The organism is Butyrivibrio hungatei NK4A153 (assembly GCF_000424465.1).
Lineage (GTDB): Bacteria > Bacillota > Clostridia > Lachnospirales > Lachnospiraceae > Butyrivibrio > Butyrivibrio hungatei_A.
The window spans coordinates 1-12,980 of sequence record NZ_AUJY01000024.1 but is presented as its reverse complement, the minus strand read 5'-3'; the positions used below and the strand labels follow the sequence as shown (position 1 = coordinate 12,980).

Here is a 12,980-nt window from a genome sequence, read left to right as displayed (position 1 = left end):
GAGATTTAAAAAATAAAATTGATAAAATATGGGAAACTTTTTGGACGGGCGGAATTACCAATCCGCTCGATGTCATAAAGTAGATAAAATGCTTGTGAAAATACCTGAACTAGAATATCAGGAAGAATATATTAATTTTGTAGAACAAGTCGACAAATCAAAAGTTACAGTACAGAAATCATTGGATGAAACAAGGAAATTATTTGATAGTTTAATGCAGGAGTATTTTGGATAAATGGCAAGAAAAAGAGAATTACCTATAACTTCATCTGCGGCTGAGTATCTTACTTATATTGCATCTACGGGAGATATTCCCGAGAGTTTTGAAATGCGATATGAGGATGAAAATATTTGGCTTACTCAAAAGATGATGGCTTCGCTTTATGAAGTTGATGTTAGAACAATAAATGCTCATATACAGAAGATATATAGCGATGATGAGCTGAGTAAGGAGGCAACTATCCGAAATTTTCGGATAGTTCAAACTGAAGGAAACAGGCAGGTTCAGAGAGAGATTGCTCATTATAACTTGCAATTAATTATTGCTGTTGGTTTTAAAGTGAATAATGACAGAGCGGTACGTTTTCGTAAATGGGCTGGACAGATTGTAAAAGATTATACGATTCAGGGCTGGACAATGGACTCTGAACGTCTGAAAAACGGTCATAAATTTACAGATGAATTTTTTGAAAGACAGTTACAGCAGATTCGTGAAATAAGGTTATCTGAAAGAAAATTCTATCAGAAGGTAACTGATATATATGCGACAGCTTTTGATTATGATAAAGATGCCAAAACTACGCAGCTCTTTTTTAAAACTGTTCAAAATAAGATGCACTATGCAGTTCATAGGCATACAGCAGCTGAATTGATCGTTGAGCGAGCAAATGCAGAAAAAGAGCATATGGGGCTTACTACTTGGGGGAATGCTCCAGATGGAAAAATACTTAAAGCTGACGTCACAATAGCCAAAAATTATTTATCTGAAGAAGAAATGAATTATCTGGAACGTATCGTATCTATGTATTTGGATTATGCAGAATTACAAGCACAGAGACGTATTCCTATGAGCATGGAAGACTGGGCTGAACGACTAGATGGTTTTTTGGAATTCAACGGAAATGAGATCTTGATTGGACCGGGGAAGATTAGTGCTGAACAAGCAAAACTTCATGCTGAAACCGAATATGAAAAATATAGGATAATTCAAGATCGATTGTTTCAAAGTGATTTTGATAGATTTTTGGAATTGGAAAATCAACTTGATAATTGAGAAATATGGCTGAAGGATGCTGGTACAAAGGAGTGATGTACCGGTATGGAAACAAAAGTTGTTACAATATTAAATGAGATGGCTGAATATCTTTCTTTGGCACAGATGAAGAAATTACAAGAGGTATTACTTAATGCTTTTTCTTTTGCCAGTGCAGAGAAAATGAAGAAACAAAGAGTATTCTCACATTATTTGTAGGAATCATGTTTGGGGTCAATAGAGCTATTAATGCCGTTAATAAGATTGCGGGACAGGTCGCAAAACAGGTTGCAAAGAAACTACCTCAGAAAGCATTAACTAAGGGGATAGTATATCCCATAGTAAAGAAAGTAGCAACACTATTAGGGGTACAGATGACCAAGGAAGTATTTGCAAGAGGCGTGTCAAAAGTTGTTCCGGTTGTTGGTGCTGTAGTTTCTGGAGGACTTACTTTTGCTACGTTTAAGCCTATGTCTGAAAAACTCAGGAAATATCTGGCATCTTGTAAAGTGGCGGATGTTGAATATTATAAGCAATTGGATAATGAAGTGATAATTGATACTGAGATTGAAGAGTATAGAATTAAGCAAAAGGAAACTCTATGAAACTTAAAAACATTCTGATAGTTGTTAAAGATATAGAAAAATCCCGAAAGTTTTATCATGATCTTTTTGGGCTTGAGATGATTCTTGATAATGATGGGAATATGATTTTGTCGGAAGGATTGGTTCTTCAGGAAGAGAAATATTGGAAAGAGTTTCTGGGAAAAGAAATTATTCCGAAAAACAATTCCTGTGAGCTCTATTTTGAAGAAGCTGACATTGAAGGTTTTATTGAAAAGCTTGAAAGGTATTATCCTGAAGTGCATTATGTCAACAGACTTATGATGCATAGTTGGGGACAGAAGGTCATACGCTTCTATGATCCGGACGGAAATCTGATTGAAGTGGGAACACCGATGTAAGATGGCAAATATCATAACCTGTATCAGAATAGTGCTCAGCGTTGCTTTGTTGTTTTGTCCGACGTTGTCTTCGGCGTTTTATGCCGTGTATATAGCTGCCGGATTCTCAGATATGATCGATGGTGCGGTGGCAAGGAAAACATGTACCGTTAGCGAATTGGGATCAAGATTGGATACGATTGCAGATATTGTTTTTACTGTGGTTTGTTTGATAAAGATTCTTCCTGTGTTGGAGGTTACGCTATGGATTTGTGCATGGATTTTAGCCATAGCACTAATAAAACTGATTAATATAGTCATAGGGTACATCAAGCAGAAAGAGTTTGTGGCTGTACATTCTGTGATAAATAAAGTTACCGGAGGTTTATTGTTCGTACTTCCGTTGACACTTGCATTTGTAAATTTTAGAATTAGCGCAGCATTTGCTTGTTTGGTTGCAACAATAGCGGCTGTTTATGAAGGGTACCTGATTCAGGTAGGTCGGACAGCTTAGCGGCAAATTCATATTGCCTTAGGTAGATATTTATCTGCTCATTTTCGCTTTTTGTCTCTAACAAAAACTATAATTGCAGAAATTATAGCGGAAATAGCGGCGATTACCGGTAATCCTACAAACCACATAAGTGTAAGAACAGGTACCGGATGTCCGAGCGTTTGTGGATGAGCGACATGTTCTATTATTAAAACGTCAAGACTTACTGCAAGGAAAAACGTGATTACTACACCTATGACAGTACCTATAATAATTTTAAAAACTTTGCTAATTCCATTCATGATGATTCATCCTCTAGAACTTATTATAACGGGAAAAGAATGGGAAAAACAGCGGAAAACAGGCGAATTTACGCTTTCCGCTGTTTTTTGCGATTGAACTTTTTATTTTTCAACTGATCCCTGACCTATAAGAATTCCTACACGCAGTGCTTCTTCAGATTCTTCTCTGGAAATAGCATCGTACATGCCAAGAAGAGTCACAAGAGTATCACACTGATCTAAAGTAAGCCCCCTCCTGAAAGCAGCGAAGAGACTGTTGGCGGCTGAAACTTTCTGTCTGTATTCTTCTGAGCATAAGTAGGAATCCATAGCTTCATCATAGGATTCAGTAATATTCCGGTTTGTGACGGTTACATCCATTTTTGCATCCTCCTGTCGTGTTTTTAATATGTCGATTCAATAAGTTAATATTGGAAAGATATATTAAATCCATCTTCGGAGGCACTTTTATTGTGTGTTCCCTTTAAATATACATCCCGGATATTTGAGCTGTTATTCTCGTAGAAGGATAACAGAGAACTTATAAACGGGATGAGATTAAGTGCTGTTGTTCTTGCCCGGGAAACAAGAAATCTACTAGAACTGAGGCATTTCCTGATGAATCTTTTGATAGTGGAAAAAATTTGTGATCTAAAAGAGTGCATAGTACCACGGATCACACCGGCCAGAATAGCGGCAACTTGGCAAATAGTTTTTTTGCAAGAATCTATTGCGGGCTTAATGATCCTGTGAAGGGCTCGGATTGCTTCTGACAGATCGAGTTGCTTTATGCGGATTTCTTTGGTAACAGTTGTGTCGATAATACCATTGCTGTCATTGAATTCTAAGTGTCCATCCATCATCTATAGTCTCACCTCTTTTCCCGGATAGATTTTTTGTTACCAATTTCATACAAGGTTATGCTGCTATAAATATGTCGACAGTTATGGGGTAACTCCCATTATTGCATTTACTAAATCGGCTTTCTGTTTTGGTGTCCAGTACTTGGCATTTCGTGCGATGGCACGTTGAGTCCGGTAAAATTCCAGCTCGGAATCATTTTCTTCTGTGCTGATTCCAAGTAGGTATCCGGCGTCTACATGAAGGGCAGTAGCAAGGCTTGCTATAACAGGCCCTTTCGGAATACGATCTCCGCTGATATATCGGGACATTGATACATAAGTTATTCCGACTTTGTCGGCAAGCTCTTTCTGTGTGAGTCCGTTTTGCTTCAATAAATCAGAGATACGCGTTCCTAATTCGTTGCTCATAGTTTACATCCTCTCTAATTTTAGATTTACGCTACGTCGTTGTGAGATACGACGTAGTCATCATGCGACATTTCACAAAAGAAAGTGAAAGTTCATTTACCAAAAGTATAATACGAATTACCGTTTGTGTCAATGAGAGTTATTAATGGAAAAGGTAGATGGAGGATAAATTAAGGTTTTGCTAAAAGATAAATGGGATAGATTGTTTCCAAATGTATAATTTGTGCCGGCTATTGAAGGTGCTGTTGTTTAATGAAAAGTTGTCGGTTCCACAGGTGACTTGTGTTATTCTAGTAGTAATTGGAATTGCGGGATTTAAGATTTTTGAAAAAGCAATTTGATTCGTAGGATTTGGAAGATGTAAAAGATGAGTCAAAGATGGATTGAAACAGCGGGAAGTGGTGAATCTATGATTTTTGCTGTCGAAAATAAGGTATGTGTTTAAATTATTACAGCGGATAATACTTTTTTATAAAATTCGCTGTTGAAAAGCAAATTTTCGCTTTATTTATTGCAGCGTGAAATGAAAGTTTTAATATTTCGCTGTGTTTTTGGATGGAGTTTATGATTGTTGTATGAAAGGTGACGAGGGAGCATGATGATTGGTGAAAAAACGGTAATAAAGCGATTGGCCATGATAATCTTGATAACAGGTCTTATATTTACAGGATGTGGGCAGGCGGCCCCAAAAGGCGCGGATGTCAGCACTGAAGAGTCGAATGTCAGCACCGGAGAGGCGGATGCCAACATTGGAGAGTTGGATGCAAACGTCGAAAAGACGGCTGCAAATATTGAAGAAACGAGTGAACAGAGCGCGAGTGTAGAAAAAACGGAGGAAGAGGACATGGCGGCGACATTACTTTACCAGGGACATGGTAGTGTTAGAATCGTTACGAGTGAAGGAAAAGTAATCTATATAGATCCGTTTATGGGGGAGGGCTATGACCTTTCGGCAGACCTTATACTCATGACACATGGACATTACGATCATACGAAGGAAGATCTGATTGCCGATAAGAATGAAGGTTGCACTGTCATTAAATGGTCGGATGCTCTCAAAGATGGTGAGTATCAGACTTATGGTCTTGGCTTTGTATCCATTGAGACGGTGGAAGCCGGATATAACAAGAATCACGATGTTTCGGAATGCGTCGGGTTTATACTTACATTTTCAGATGGCGTGAAGGTATATTTTTCCGGTGATACATCAACGACACCTTCTATGGCAGGATTTAAAGAAAAGGAACTTGATTATGCTTTTTTATGCTGCGACGGAGTCTATAATATGGATGTTTCTGAAGCTTCAGAGTGCGCAAAGGCTATAGGTGCTAAGCATACAATACCTTACCACATGGAGCCGGCAAAAGATAAAAGCGGTTTTGACATGAGTGTTGCTGAGAGCTTTGATGCACCCGGGAAGATAATACTTAAACCGGGAGAAGAGCTTGTTCTGGAATAGAGAAAGAGGAGAAATATGCAAACATCGGAAAGCTTTCGACTAAGCGCACTGTTATCTTTTTCAGGGGGATTGCAGGATGCGTACACATATAATGTAAGAGAGAGGGTTTTTGCAAATGCCCAGACCGGTAATGTTGTTTTGATGAGTCAAAACTTCATGCAGGGGAATTATATGCAGGGATTTCAATATATGTGCCCGCTTCTTTCATTTGCCCTTGGGATATTTGTGGCAGAGAGGATAGAAAACAGATACAAGAACGCAGAGAAACTTCATTGGAGACAGATCATTATCATAATTGAGATGATAGCTCTTTTTGCTGTCGGATTTCTTCCGGCGAAGTTGAACATGATAGCAAATATGATTGTCTCTTTTTCCTGTGCTATGCAGGTGCAGACATTTAGAAAAGTTCATGGGTTCGGTTATGCGAGTACGATGTGCATAGGGAACTTAAGAAGCGGTACGGAAAGCTTTTCGCAGTATATGAGGACGAAAGATAAAGTTATGCTGTTTAAGTCGCTTCATTTCTTTGGTATTATCCTTGTTTTTGCCATTGGAGCCGGATTCGGCGGAGTGATCTCAGCGACGCTCGGGATAAAGACGATATGGATATCCGGCGGTTTATTGTTGGCTGTATTTCTGATGATGTTAAAAGGAAGGTGCTGATGGAAAGAAAATTATTCTGATCAAGGACACAACAAAAGAAGAGAGGGAACAGATAGTAAAGAATTCCCTCGATTGTGGCGGAGGCTGCGAAAACTGTTCATCTTGCTGGCTTGGTGGCGGAAGTCCGTGGGACATTTATCAGGACTATATTGATGGCAAGAAAGAAATTCGTGAGATAAACATGGAGTATATGGAGAAGTATCGCCAGGATAGGCAGATTCATTGAGAGGATTTTTGAATTATGGGAAATGCACCGGAGATAAAAGACTCTACGGTTGAAGAACGAAGAGCATATATAAAAGAGAGATTCCCTTGCATTGCAGACTGCGATATGTGCGGGCTCTGCAAAGTGTTCCATGGGAAAGACGCTGAGACGGCGTATGCAGATTATATTAATGGGGATAGGAATTTTGCAGAAGTGTCGGGGGATTATAGATGAGAATAAAGAGAAGGTGATTCTTATGAATAATATACCTAAGGCACAGAATCTCAGCGACATCGTGGAATACAAAAAAGTTGAAGAACCATTGGGGGAATGAAAGTGTGGATTTTAGCAACCCAATTTATCAACCACGAGTTTATAGTCAGAGAATTTTTTTGAGGTTAAAATAGTAGTGAAGATTAGTGTAAAAGGGACATTTTTTGATGAATGATGGATATAGCATAATAATCGAAGTTATTGAAAAAATTAGAGCTAGGCACACATTGAGACAATTGGATTACATTGTGAGCTGGGAAGAACCTGACAGGGCAAAGGGACTGGATTTGGATGCTACAAAGAAAAGAGTGTGCGAATTGATAAAAGCAAAGGGCTTAAAGGACAAAGTCATTGCCGAGAAGTTGGGAATAACGCCACAGGCAGTAAACAAGTGGAGGCATAAAGGGACTTTTTTTGTGCTTGAAAACCTGTATGTTCTCAGCGGTCTTTTGGGTGTAAGTGTTGATGAGCTGTTAGTTCCGATAGCTGTTAGAACATGGAACGTTTTGATAGAGGTAAGATAGAGTTTAATAATCGGAGATATTGAAGTGAGTAGGGTACTTGTAATTCCGGACGTGCATTTAAAGCCATGGATTTTTGACATGGCAGATAGAATAGATGAGGGTAGTTATGATGATATCGTCATTCTTGGAGATTTGGTGGATGACTGGGGAAAAGGAAATGATTTAGACGCATATAGACAAACTTTGGACAGAGCTGCAGAATTTGGAAAAAAGCATGTGGGGTCTTTGTGGTGTTATGGTAATCATGATGTATCCTATCTATGGGATGAGATGGAATCCGGATACTCGGTTCAAGCCAGAATAACAGCCATTGAAGGTATTACTAAGTTGGAGAATGTCATAGAAGACAGATACAGATTTGTGCATAGGATAGATGATGTGCTCTTTAGCCACGCCGGGCTTACTGAAAATTTTGTGTTTTATTCATGTGGTTACCACGTGAAGGAGATTGATGATATTCTTGCGAGAATAAATCGTATGGGGAAAGAAGAATTGTGGAGGGACAATTCTCCAATCTGGGCGAGACCTCAGGCGGATTTCTACAGGATGTTCCGAGACAATCTCTTTTATCAGGTAGTAGGACATACTCCTGTAGAAGAACCTCTTGATTTAGGAGGTGTGTTGACGTTGGATCTTTTTTCGACATATTCAAATGGAGATGCGTACGGAAATCAAAAGCTTTATATCGTAGATACTACAACTAAAAAATATGAAGAAGCAAGGGACTTATACTGAGGATCTATCCGGAAAGGCGGGGAGGTCCTTTTTGATGCGTTATCAACCACGAGTTAACTGACAACAGCATTGTGATGGAATACTATGGTTATAGAAATATCTATTCAGTAATAATGGCTGTTCGTGGGGAAAAGATAAATACTGGTACGAAATATAGATTAAGAAAAAGTAGGAGAGATTAAGATGCAATGTGACAGGAGTATTAGGGAATATGTTGACGACTATATAAAATATTACCCGGAGCGTTGGCAATGGAGATTGAAAAATAGTAACGAGCAAAATGAATTATATATTGCAACTCGGGCGCGAAGAAGTAAAGAGATATATCAAAACAATGATCTGCTTCCGGATTTTTATTCTATCGAGCGTGATGCAGCCCAGTTTGGATTAAGGTCTGTTGAATGGACGGATTTCTTTGGCCTTATTTGGGAGGGAAAGAAAGGAATTCATGCCTATGTTGGGGCTCCGAATTATAAGGGGAGTTTATATTATTATGAGTCTGATGACGAATATGATGAACCGGGGTATAGGATTTCCGAATATTATGATGCCTACAAGCAGCAACCACCAATTGATGTATATACTCATATAACAACGCGTGGAATTAATCGTTGGATTGACACTATAAACGTTGTAGACATTAGATACAGTTATATTGTGGAGAATCATTTGTTCAAGGATACACACATAGATCTGATATATAGTGGGGGAGAGGAACTGACGGTTTATTCCGAATATACTGATTTGATAAAAGGGTTGTTAAAGCATGGAAAAAAATCACTTGTTAGGAAAGTTTTCAAAGCCATGAACGAGCATTTTAATAAGCTACGTGATTCTGACAGAGAGGAGGAACGGGAATTTTATCCGGGAAAGACTGCTGAAGAATTTTTTTGTGGAGACTAAGGAAATATAAAAAGTACAGAAGGAAAAATCAAGTGGTAGGAGGAATTTATTAAATGGGAGAGAATATCCGAGTGAGCGATAATTTATTTGTTTTACCTGTAGATATGGAGGGAAGATCCGTAGATGATATTGCCAGGGAGGCAGCAGAAAGAATTGTTGAAATGATCTCGAAAGATCAGAACGTAGAATATGACGAGGCTATGAACTTCTTTTATGAATCAGAGGTTTTTGATAAGTAATGAGATAAAAAAATGTAAATCAATCTATAGGCAATATAACTATAAATTTACTGCCATTGCCAGGTTCACACTTCACTGTTATAGTGCCGTAGTGAGCCTGGACGATGGCTTTTGTTATTCTTGGGTGGCAAAGTAGTTATTGGTTGGCAACCATATCACAAAAATATTTATGAATATGTAGAGAGTCATTAAGCTCAGGATGAAATGCAGTTACCAGTTGATTTCCTTGTCTTGCGGCAACTATGTGACCATCAACTGTAGCAAGTGGTCTTGCTTTTTCTGAAACTGCTTTGATGTAAGGAGCTCTGATAAATGTCATAGGAACAGTACCAATTCTCTCAAAATCAGCCTCAGTGTAAAAGCTTCCAAGCTGTCTGCCATAGGCATTTCTTTCAGCTACGATATCCATAGTCTGTAAGTAACTGCGGTCATCATTATTTATTTTATCTGCTAAAAGTAGCAATCCTGCGCAGGTGCCAAATACAGGTAGTCCGTTTTCAATCATTTTCTTTAATGGCTCAAAAAGTCCTAGTTCCTTAAGGAGCTTTCCCTGCACGGTACTTTCTCCGCCGGGAATAATTAAGCCATCAAAATCTTTTTCCAAATCTTTTTGTTGTCGGATTTCTATAGTGGACACACCAAGCTTTGAAAGTATTTTTTCGTGTTCTATAAAGGCTCCCTGTAGAGCAAGTACAGCGATGTTCATCTTATTTACCCCTTTCAGCCATAAGCAAATCAATTTCCTGTTCGTTAATTCCCACCATTGCTTCACCTAAATCTTCTGATAGTTCTGCAAGCATTTTTGCATCTGTAAAATTGGTGACTGCTTTAACAATTGCGGCTGCTCGTTTTGCAGGATCTCCTGATTTGAAAATACCAGAGCCTACAAAGACTCCTTCGGCACCAAGCTGCATCATAAGTGCTGCATCTGCAGGAGTAGCTACGCCACCGGCTGCAAAATTTACAACAGGAAGTTTGCCATTTTCATGAACGTATTGAACAAGCTCGTAAGGGACTGCCAATTCTTTTGCAGTATTGAAAAGCTCATCCTTTGACATTGAACTGATACGTCTGATTTCAGATTGCATTAAGCGCATATGCCTGACAGCTTGAACGATGTCACCTGTTCCCGGTTCACCTTTTGTGCGAATCATTGATGCACCTTCATTTATTCTGCGAAGGGCCTCACCTAAATCCTTGGCACCGCATACGAATGGTACATCAAATTTTGTTTTATCAATGTGATATTTATCGTCGGCAGGAGACAAAACTTCTGATTCATCGATGTAATCTATTTCAATAGCCTGAAGAATTTGGGCTTCTGCGAAATGTCCGATACGGCATTTTGCCATTACAGGAATTGAAACTGCATCCTGAATACCTTTTATCATTTTAGGATCACTCATACGGGAAACGCCACCGGCTGCGCGAATATCAGCAGGGATTCTTTCTAGTGCCATTACAGCGCAGGCACCAGCAGCTTCGGCAATTTTGGCCTGTTCCGGAGTAGTTACATCCATGATGACTCCACCCTTTAACATCTGTGCGAGATTCTTGTTTAATTCATAACGATTATTCAACATTTTATTGTTCCTCCTTGATTGTTGAGAAAATTATAGATTATAATTGCATATATTAAATGCTCAGTTTGGAGAAAAAATATATATGCAAAATTCAAATAAAGCCTTAAACGATAATAAAATGCCCCAATACATACGTATTTACGATATATTAAAAAAGAATATAATTTCTGGAGATTATCCATACGGAACCAGGCTCCCATCCAGAAAAACAATGGCAGATGAAATGCATGTTAGTGTAATAACCATAAAGCATGCCTATGAGCTGCTATGCGATGAGGGGTATCTTGAACCCAAGGAGAGAAGCGGATACTATGTGATTTTTCGAAAGGAGGATGGCTTTGTATCCACAGCAAAAATCTTAAGCCATGAAAGCCATACTTATCAGAGAACTACCTATGCATTTCCCTTTTCAGTATTAACGAAAACTATGAGAAAAGTAGTGAATGATTATGGCGAGGCCATACTGGAAAGGCCAGCAAATAAAGGGTGCGAAGAAACCAGAGAAGCTATAAGAAAATATCTGGCTAGAAATAGAAATATACATGTGGATATAAGCCAGATAATCATAGGCTCTGGTGCAGAATATTTATACAACCTCATCGTCGGATTGTTTGGCAAGGACACAGTTTTTGCGCTGGAGTCCCCATCCTATAAAAAAATAGAGCAGGTCTATAGAATGTCTGGGGTTACCTGCCAGATGCTGCCACTTGAAGAAAATGGTATAGCAAGCTCGGCACTGCTAACCACTACAGCATCGGTATTACATATTTCTCCTTACAGAAGTTTTCCATCAGGGGTAACTGCGTCCGCATCTAAAAAATATGAATATATCAGGTGGGCCGCACAAGGTGAGCGCTACATAATTGAGGATGATTTTGAATCAGAATTTTCTATATCAAGCAAGCCTGAGGAAACTATGTTTGCTATTTCTGACAGAGACAATGTCATATACATGAATTCATTTTCACAAACCATTTCTCCTTCACTTCGTGCTGCCTATATGGTGTTGCCAAAGCATTTGACGGAGGTATTTGATGAAAGGCTTGGATTTTATTCCTGCACAGTTCCTACATACGAGCAGCTTGTGATAGCTCAGCTCATCAATAGTGGTGACTTTGAAAGACATATTAATCGAGTCAGAAGGAGCAAGAGGAAGGCATAAAAAGTGTCAATTTACTGCCTGTCGGAGGTTATAATCCACTAAAATGTCGTTGGCTTTGCTGTATGGTTGTATGGTATCTTCTGTATTCTTTCAATCATATTTAAGATGATTCCATGTGCGATCTTCTTTGCAGCGATACTGATAGTCATGTTTGCATGTTTGTTCGCGGCAGCCAATATTCAGCTTTTCTTAGAATCAGCTCACAGAGTATTAAAAAGAGTATAAAACTAAATAAATGATATAGACCAAGGGACAGTTTTTCCAAAACGGAAGAGCTGTCCCTGTCTTTTTGAAAGGAGAAGAATATGGCGGCAACAAGGCTTATGGCTCTTCATCAGATCAGGGGCAGAACCATCGCAGAGAGCTTAAAGGAGCGAATGGATTATACAGAAAATGATCTTAAGACCGAGGAGAAAAAGTATATTTCAACTTATGGCTGTGATATCGAAACTGCGGATGAAGAGTTTTTGCTTTCTCAATCGCAGTACCACAATGGCGTTAGGGATGTCAGAAGGAAAGAAATAATCGCATACCAGATCAGACAGTCATTTAAGCCCAGAGAGGTGACGCCGGAGAAAGCAAATGAGATCGGATACGAGCTTGCCATGAGGTTCACCAAGGGGAAATATGCTTTTACGGTCTGCACTCATACGGACAAAGCCCATATCCATAATCACATCATATGTGCGCCCATAAGGGGCGAAGTAAATCCGCAATAACAAGCGGTCGGCACGTTGTTTCACGCCGATGGTCAATGGCTTACCAAGCGAAGAAATTCTAATGGGAACATAGCACGCCATTAAACCCACAAGTTGGCTAATTGCCAAGCCACGACTGAGTGAGGGAGACCAAAAACTGACATAAGGGTAAAACCCATACTGGTTAAAGGACAGTCCAAGAGGCATTAGTGGTGGCTGTAGCGGAAGGCAGTTACAAACGCTATACCGTGTATCGTACTTGCAGAAAATGAGCAGGAAACGTGGAACATATACAC

18 protein-coding genes and 2 pseudogenes are annotated in these 12,980 nt (G+C 39.2%); 15 read left to right on the top strand and 5 right to left on the bottom strand.

Going from position 1 to position 12,980, the window contains the following annotated elements:
• The first annotated feature begins 235 nt into the window (after window positions 1-235).
• The 5 genes and pseudogenes from G628_RS0109715 to G628_RS0109700 all read left to right on the top strand — a co-directional run bounded on the left by G628_RS0109715 (window position 236) and on the right by G628_RS0109700 (window position 2,709).
• Complete coding sequence (locus tag G628_RS0109715; RefSeq protein ID WP_027209023.1) at window positions 236-1,273, top strand: virulence RhuM family protein; 1,038 nt, start codon at window positions 236-238, stop codon at window positions 1,271-1,273.
• 45 nt (window positions 1,274-1,318) lie between these two features.
• A pseudogene (locus tag G628_RS19360) lies at window positions 1,319-1,441 on the top strand (integrase); the annotation flags it as partial.
• Between the two features lie 35 nt (window positions 1,442-1,476).
• The gene (locus tag G628_RS18160; protein ID WP_196803744.1) at window positions 1,477-1,857 is read left to right on the top strand and encodes a hypothetical protein; all 381 of its coding nucleotides are present in this window, start codon (window positions 1,477-1,479) and stop codon (window positions 1,855-1,857) included.
• Window positions 1,854-2,216, top strand: a complete 363-nt coding sequence (locus G628_RS0109705) for a VOC family protein (RefSeq protein ID WP_027209022.1) — start codon at window positions 1,854-1,856, stop codon at window positions 2,214-2,216. Before G628_RS18160 ends, G628_RS0109705 begins: the two co-directional genes overlap by 4 nt.
• 1 nt (window position 2,217) lies before the next feature.
• Window positions 2,218-2,709, top strand: a complete 492-nt coding sequence (locus G628_RS0109700) for a CDP-alcohol phosphatidyltransferase family protein (protein ID WP_027209021.1) — start codon at window positions 2,218-2,220, stop codon at window positions 2,707-2,709.
• 38 nt (window positions 2,710-2,747) lie between these two features.
• Here G628_RS0109700 and G628_RS0109695 read toward each other — a convergent pair whose 3' ends face one another.
• From G628_RS0109695 to G628_RS0109680, 3 genes are all read right to left on the bottom strand, one after another.
• A complete protein-coding gene (locus G628_RS0109695; protein WP_027209020.1) occupies window positions 2,748-2,990 on the bottom strand; it encodes a hypothetical protein in 243 nt (80 codons plus the stop codon).
• 102 nt (window positions 2,991-3,092) lie between these two features.
• Window positions 3,093-3,350 carry a hypothetical protein gene (locus G628_RS0109690; protein WP_026668018.1) on the bottom strand — a complete coding sequence of 86 codons (258 nt, stop codon included), beginning with the start codon at window positions 3,348-3,350 and terminating at the stop codon, window positions 3,093-3,095.
• Window positions 3,351-3,913: 563 nt separating this feature from the next.
• Complete coding sequence (locus G628_RS0109680; RefSeq protein WP_026654557.1) at window positions 3,914-4,240, bottom strand: helix-turn-helix domain-containing protein; 327 nt, start codon at window positions 4,238-4,240, stop codon at window positions 3,914-3,916.
• Between the two features lie 595 nt (window positions 4,241-4,835).
• Between G628_RS0109680 and G628_RS18935 the strand changes: the two genes are divergently transcribed.
• The 8 genes from G628_RS18935 (at window position 4,836) to G628_RS17010 (ending at window position 9,241) form a co-directional block, all read left to right on the top strand.
• Entirely contained in the window at window positions 4,836-5,699 is an 864-nt protein-coding gene (locus G628_RS18935; RefSeq protein WP_242827206.1) for an MBL fold metallo-hydrolase, read from the top strand.
• A 15-nt stretch (window positions 5,700-5,714) separates the two neighbouring features.
• Window positions 5,715-6,362: a YoaK family protein gene (locus G628_RS18930; protein WP_027209017.1), complete on the top strand. Its 648-nt coding sequence runs from the start codon at window positions 5,715-5,717 to the stop codon at window positions 6,360-6,362.
• A 10-nt stretch (window positions 6,363-6,372) separates the two neighbouring features.
• The gene (locus tag G628_RS19355) at window positions 6,373-6,588 is read left to right on the top strand and encodes a hypothetical protein (protein ID WP_081670661.1); all 216 of its coding nucleotides are present in this window, start codon (window positions 6,373-6,375) and stop codon (window positions 6,586-6,588) included.
• 15 nt (window positions 6,589-6,603) lie between these two features.
• On the top strand, window positions 6,604-6,801 hold the full coding sequence (locus G628_RS0109660) for a hypothetical protein (protein WP_027209016.1): 198 nt from the start codon (window positions 6,604-6,606) through the stop codon (window positions 6,799-6,801).
• Between the two features lie 206 nt (window positions 6,802-7,007).
• Complete coding sequence (locus G628_RS17015) at window positions 7,008-7,364, top strand: helix-turn-helix domain-containing protein (RefSeq protein ID WP_034469250.1); 357 nt, start codon at window positions 7,008-7,010, stop codon at window positions 7,362-7,364.
• Window positions 7,365-7,388: 24 nt separating this feature from the next.
• The gene (locus tag G628_RS0109650) at window positions 7,389-8,099 is read left to right on the top strand and encodes a metallophosphoesterase (protein WP_034500777.1); all 711 of its coding nucleotides are present in this window, start codon (window positions 7,389-7,391) and stop codon (window positions 8,097-8,099) included.
• Window positions 8,100-8,282: 183 nt separating this feature from the next.
• On the top strand, window positions 8,283-9,002 hold the full coding sequence (locus G628_RS0109645) for a hypothetical protein (protein WP_026668014.1): 720 nt from the start codon (window positions 8,283-8,285) through the stop codon (window positions 9,000-9,002).
• Between the two features lie 53 nt (window positions 9,003-9,055).
• Entirely contained in the window at window positions 9,056-9,241 is a 186-nt protein-coding gene (locus G628_RS17010; RefSeq protein WP_034500775.1) for a hypothetical protein, read from the top strand.
• A 136-nt stretch (window positions 9,242-9,377) separates the two neighbouring features.
• On the opposite strand, the gene pdxT is transcribed toward G628_RS17010, so the two are convergent.
• Both pdxT and pdxS read right to left on the bottom strand, forming a co-directional pair.
• Complete coding sequence (gene pdxT, locus G628_RS0109635; protein WP_026514803.1) at window positions 9,378-9,947, bottom strand: pyridoxal 5'-phosphate synthase glutaminase subunit PdxT; 570 nt, start codon at window positions 9,945-9,947, stop codon at window positions 9,378-9,380.
• A 1-nt stretch (window position 9,948) separates the two neighbouring features.
• Complete coding sequence (gene pdxS, locus G628_RS0109630; protein WP_026654569.1) at window positions 9,949-10,824, bottom strand: pyridoxal 5'-phosphate synthase lyase subunit PdxS; 876 nt, start codon at window positions 10,822-10,824, stop codon at window positions 9,949-9,951.
• A gap of 82 nt (window positions 10,825-10,906) precedes the next feature.
• Between pdxS and G628_RS0109625 the strand changes: the two genes are divergently transcribed.
• Window positions 10,907-11,986, top strand: a complete 1,080-nt coding sequence (locus tag G628_RS0109625) for a PLP-dependent aminotransferase family protein (RefSeq protein ID WP_196803743.1) — start codon at window positions 10,907-10,909, stop codon at window positions 11,984-11,986.
• A gap of 305 nt (window positions 11,987-12,291) precedes the next feature.
• A pseudogene (locus G628_RS0109620) lies at window positions 12,292-12,669 on the top strand (relaxase/mobilization nuclease domain-containing protein); the annotation flags it as partial.
• Between the last annotated feature and the right edge of the window lie 311 nt (window positions 12,670-12,980).

What these genes read in the sequence shown, in the direction of transcription:
- G628_RS0109715 (WP_027209023.1), top strand. Translation starts at nt 236, where the DNA reads ATGGCAAGAAAAAGAGAATTACCTATAACTTCATCTGCGGCTGAGTAT.
- G628_RS18160 (WP_196803744.1), top strand. Translation starts at nt 1,477, where the DNA reads ATGTTTGGGGTCAATAGAGCTATTAATGCCGTTAATAAGATTGCGGGA.
- G628_RS0109705 (WP_027209022.1), top strand. Translation starts at nt 1,854, where the DNA reads ATGAAACTTAAAAACATTCTGATAGTTGTTAAAGATATAGAAAAATCC.
- G628_RS0109700 (WP_027209021.1), top strand. Translation starts at nt 2,218, where the DNA reads ATGGCAAATATCATAACCTGTATCAGAATAGTGCTCAGCGTTGCTTTG.
- G628_RS0109695 (WP_027209020.1), bottom strand. Translation starts at nt 2,990, where the DNA reads ATGAATGGAATTAGCAAAGTTTTTAAAATTATTATAGGTACTGTCATA.
- G628_RS0109690 (WP_026668018.1), bottom strand. Translation starts at nt 3,350, where the DNA reads ATGGATGTAACCGTCACAAACCGGAATATTACTGAATCCTATGATGAA.
- G628_RS0109680 (WP_026654557.1), bottom strand. Translation starts at nt 4,240, where the DNA reads ATGAGCAACGAATTAGGAACGCGTATCTCTGATTTATTGAAGCAAAAC.
- G628_RS18935 (WP_242827206.1), top strand. Translation starts at nt 4,836, where the DNA reads ATGATGATTGGTGAAAAAACGGTAATAAAGCGATTGGCCATGATAATC.
- G628_RS18930 (WP_027209017.1), top strand. Translation starts at nt 5,715, where the DNA reads ATGCAAACATCGGAAAGCTTTCGACTAAGCGCACTGTTATCTTTTTCA.
- G628_RS0109660 (WP_027209016.1), top strand. Translation starts at nt 6,604, where the DNA reads ATGGGAAATGCACCGGAGATAAAAGACTCTACGGTTGAAGAACGAAGA.
- G628_RS17015 (WP_034469250.1), top strand. Translation starts at nt 7,008, where the DNA reads ATGAATGATGGATATAGCATAATAATCGAAGTTATTGAAAAAATTAGA.
- G628_RS0109645 (WP_026668014.1), top strand. Translation starts at nt 8,283, where the DNA reads ATGCAATGTGACAGGAGTATTAGGGAATATGTTGACGACTATATAAAA.
- G628_RS17010 (WP_034500775.1), top strand. Translation starts at nt 9,056, where the DNA reads ATGGGAGAGAATATCCGAGTGAGCGATAATTTATTTGTTTTACCTGTA.
- pdxT (WP_026514803.1), bottom strand. Translation starts at nt 9,947, where the DNA reads ATGAACATCGCTGTACTTGCTCTACAGGGAGCCTTTATAGAACACGAA.
- pdxS (WP_026654569.1), bottom strand. Translation starts at nt 10,824, where the DNA reads ATGTTGAATAATCGTTATGAATTAAACAAGAATCTCGCACAGATGTTA.
- G628_RS0109625 (WP_196803743.1), top strand. Translation starts at nt 10,907, where the DNA reads ATGCAAAATTCAAATAAAGCCTTAAACGATAATAAAATGCCCCAATAC.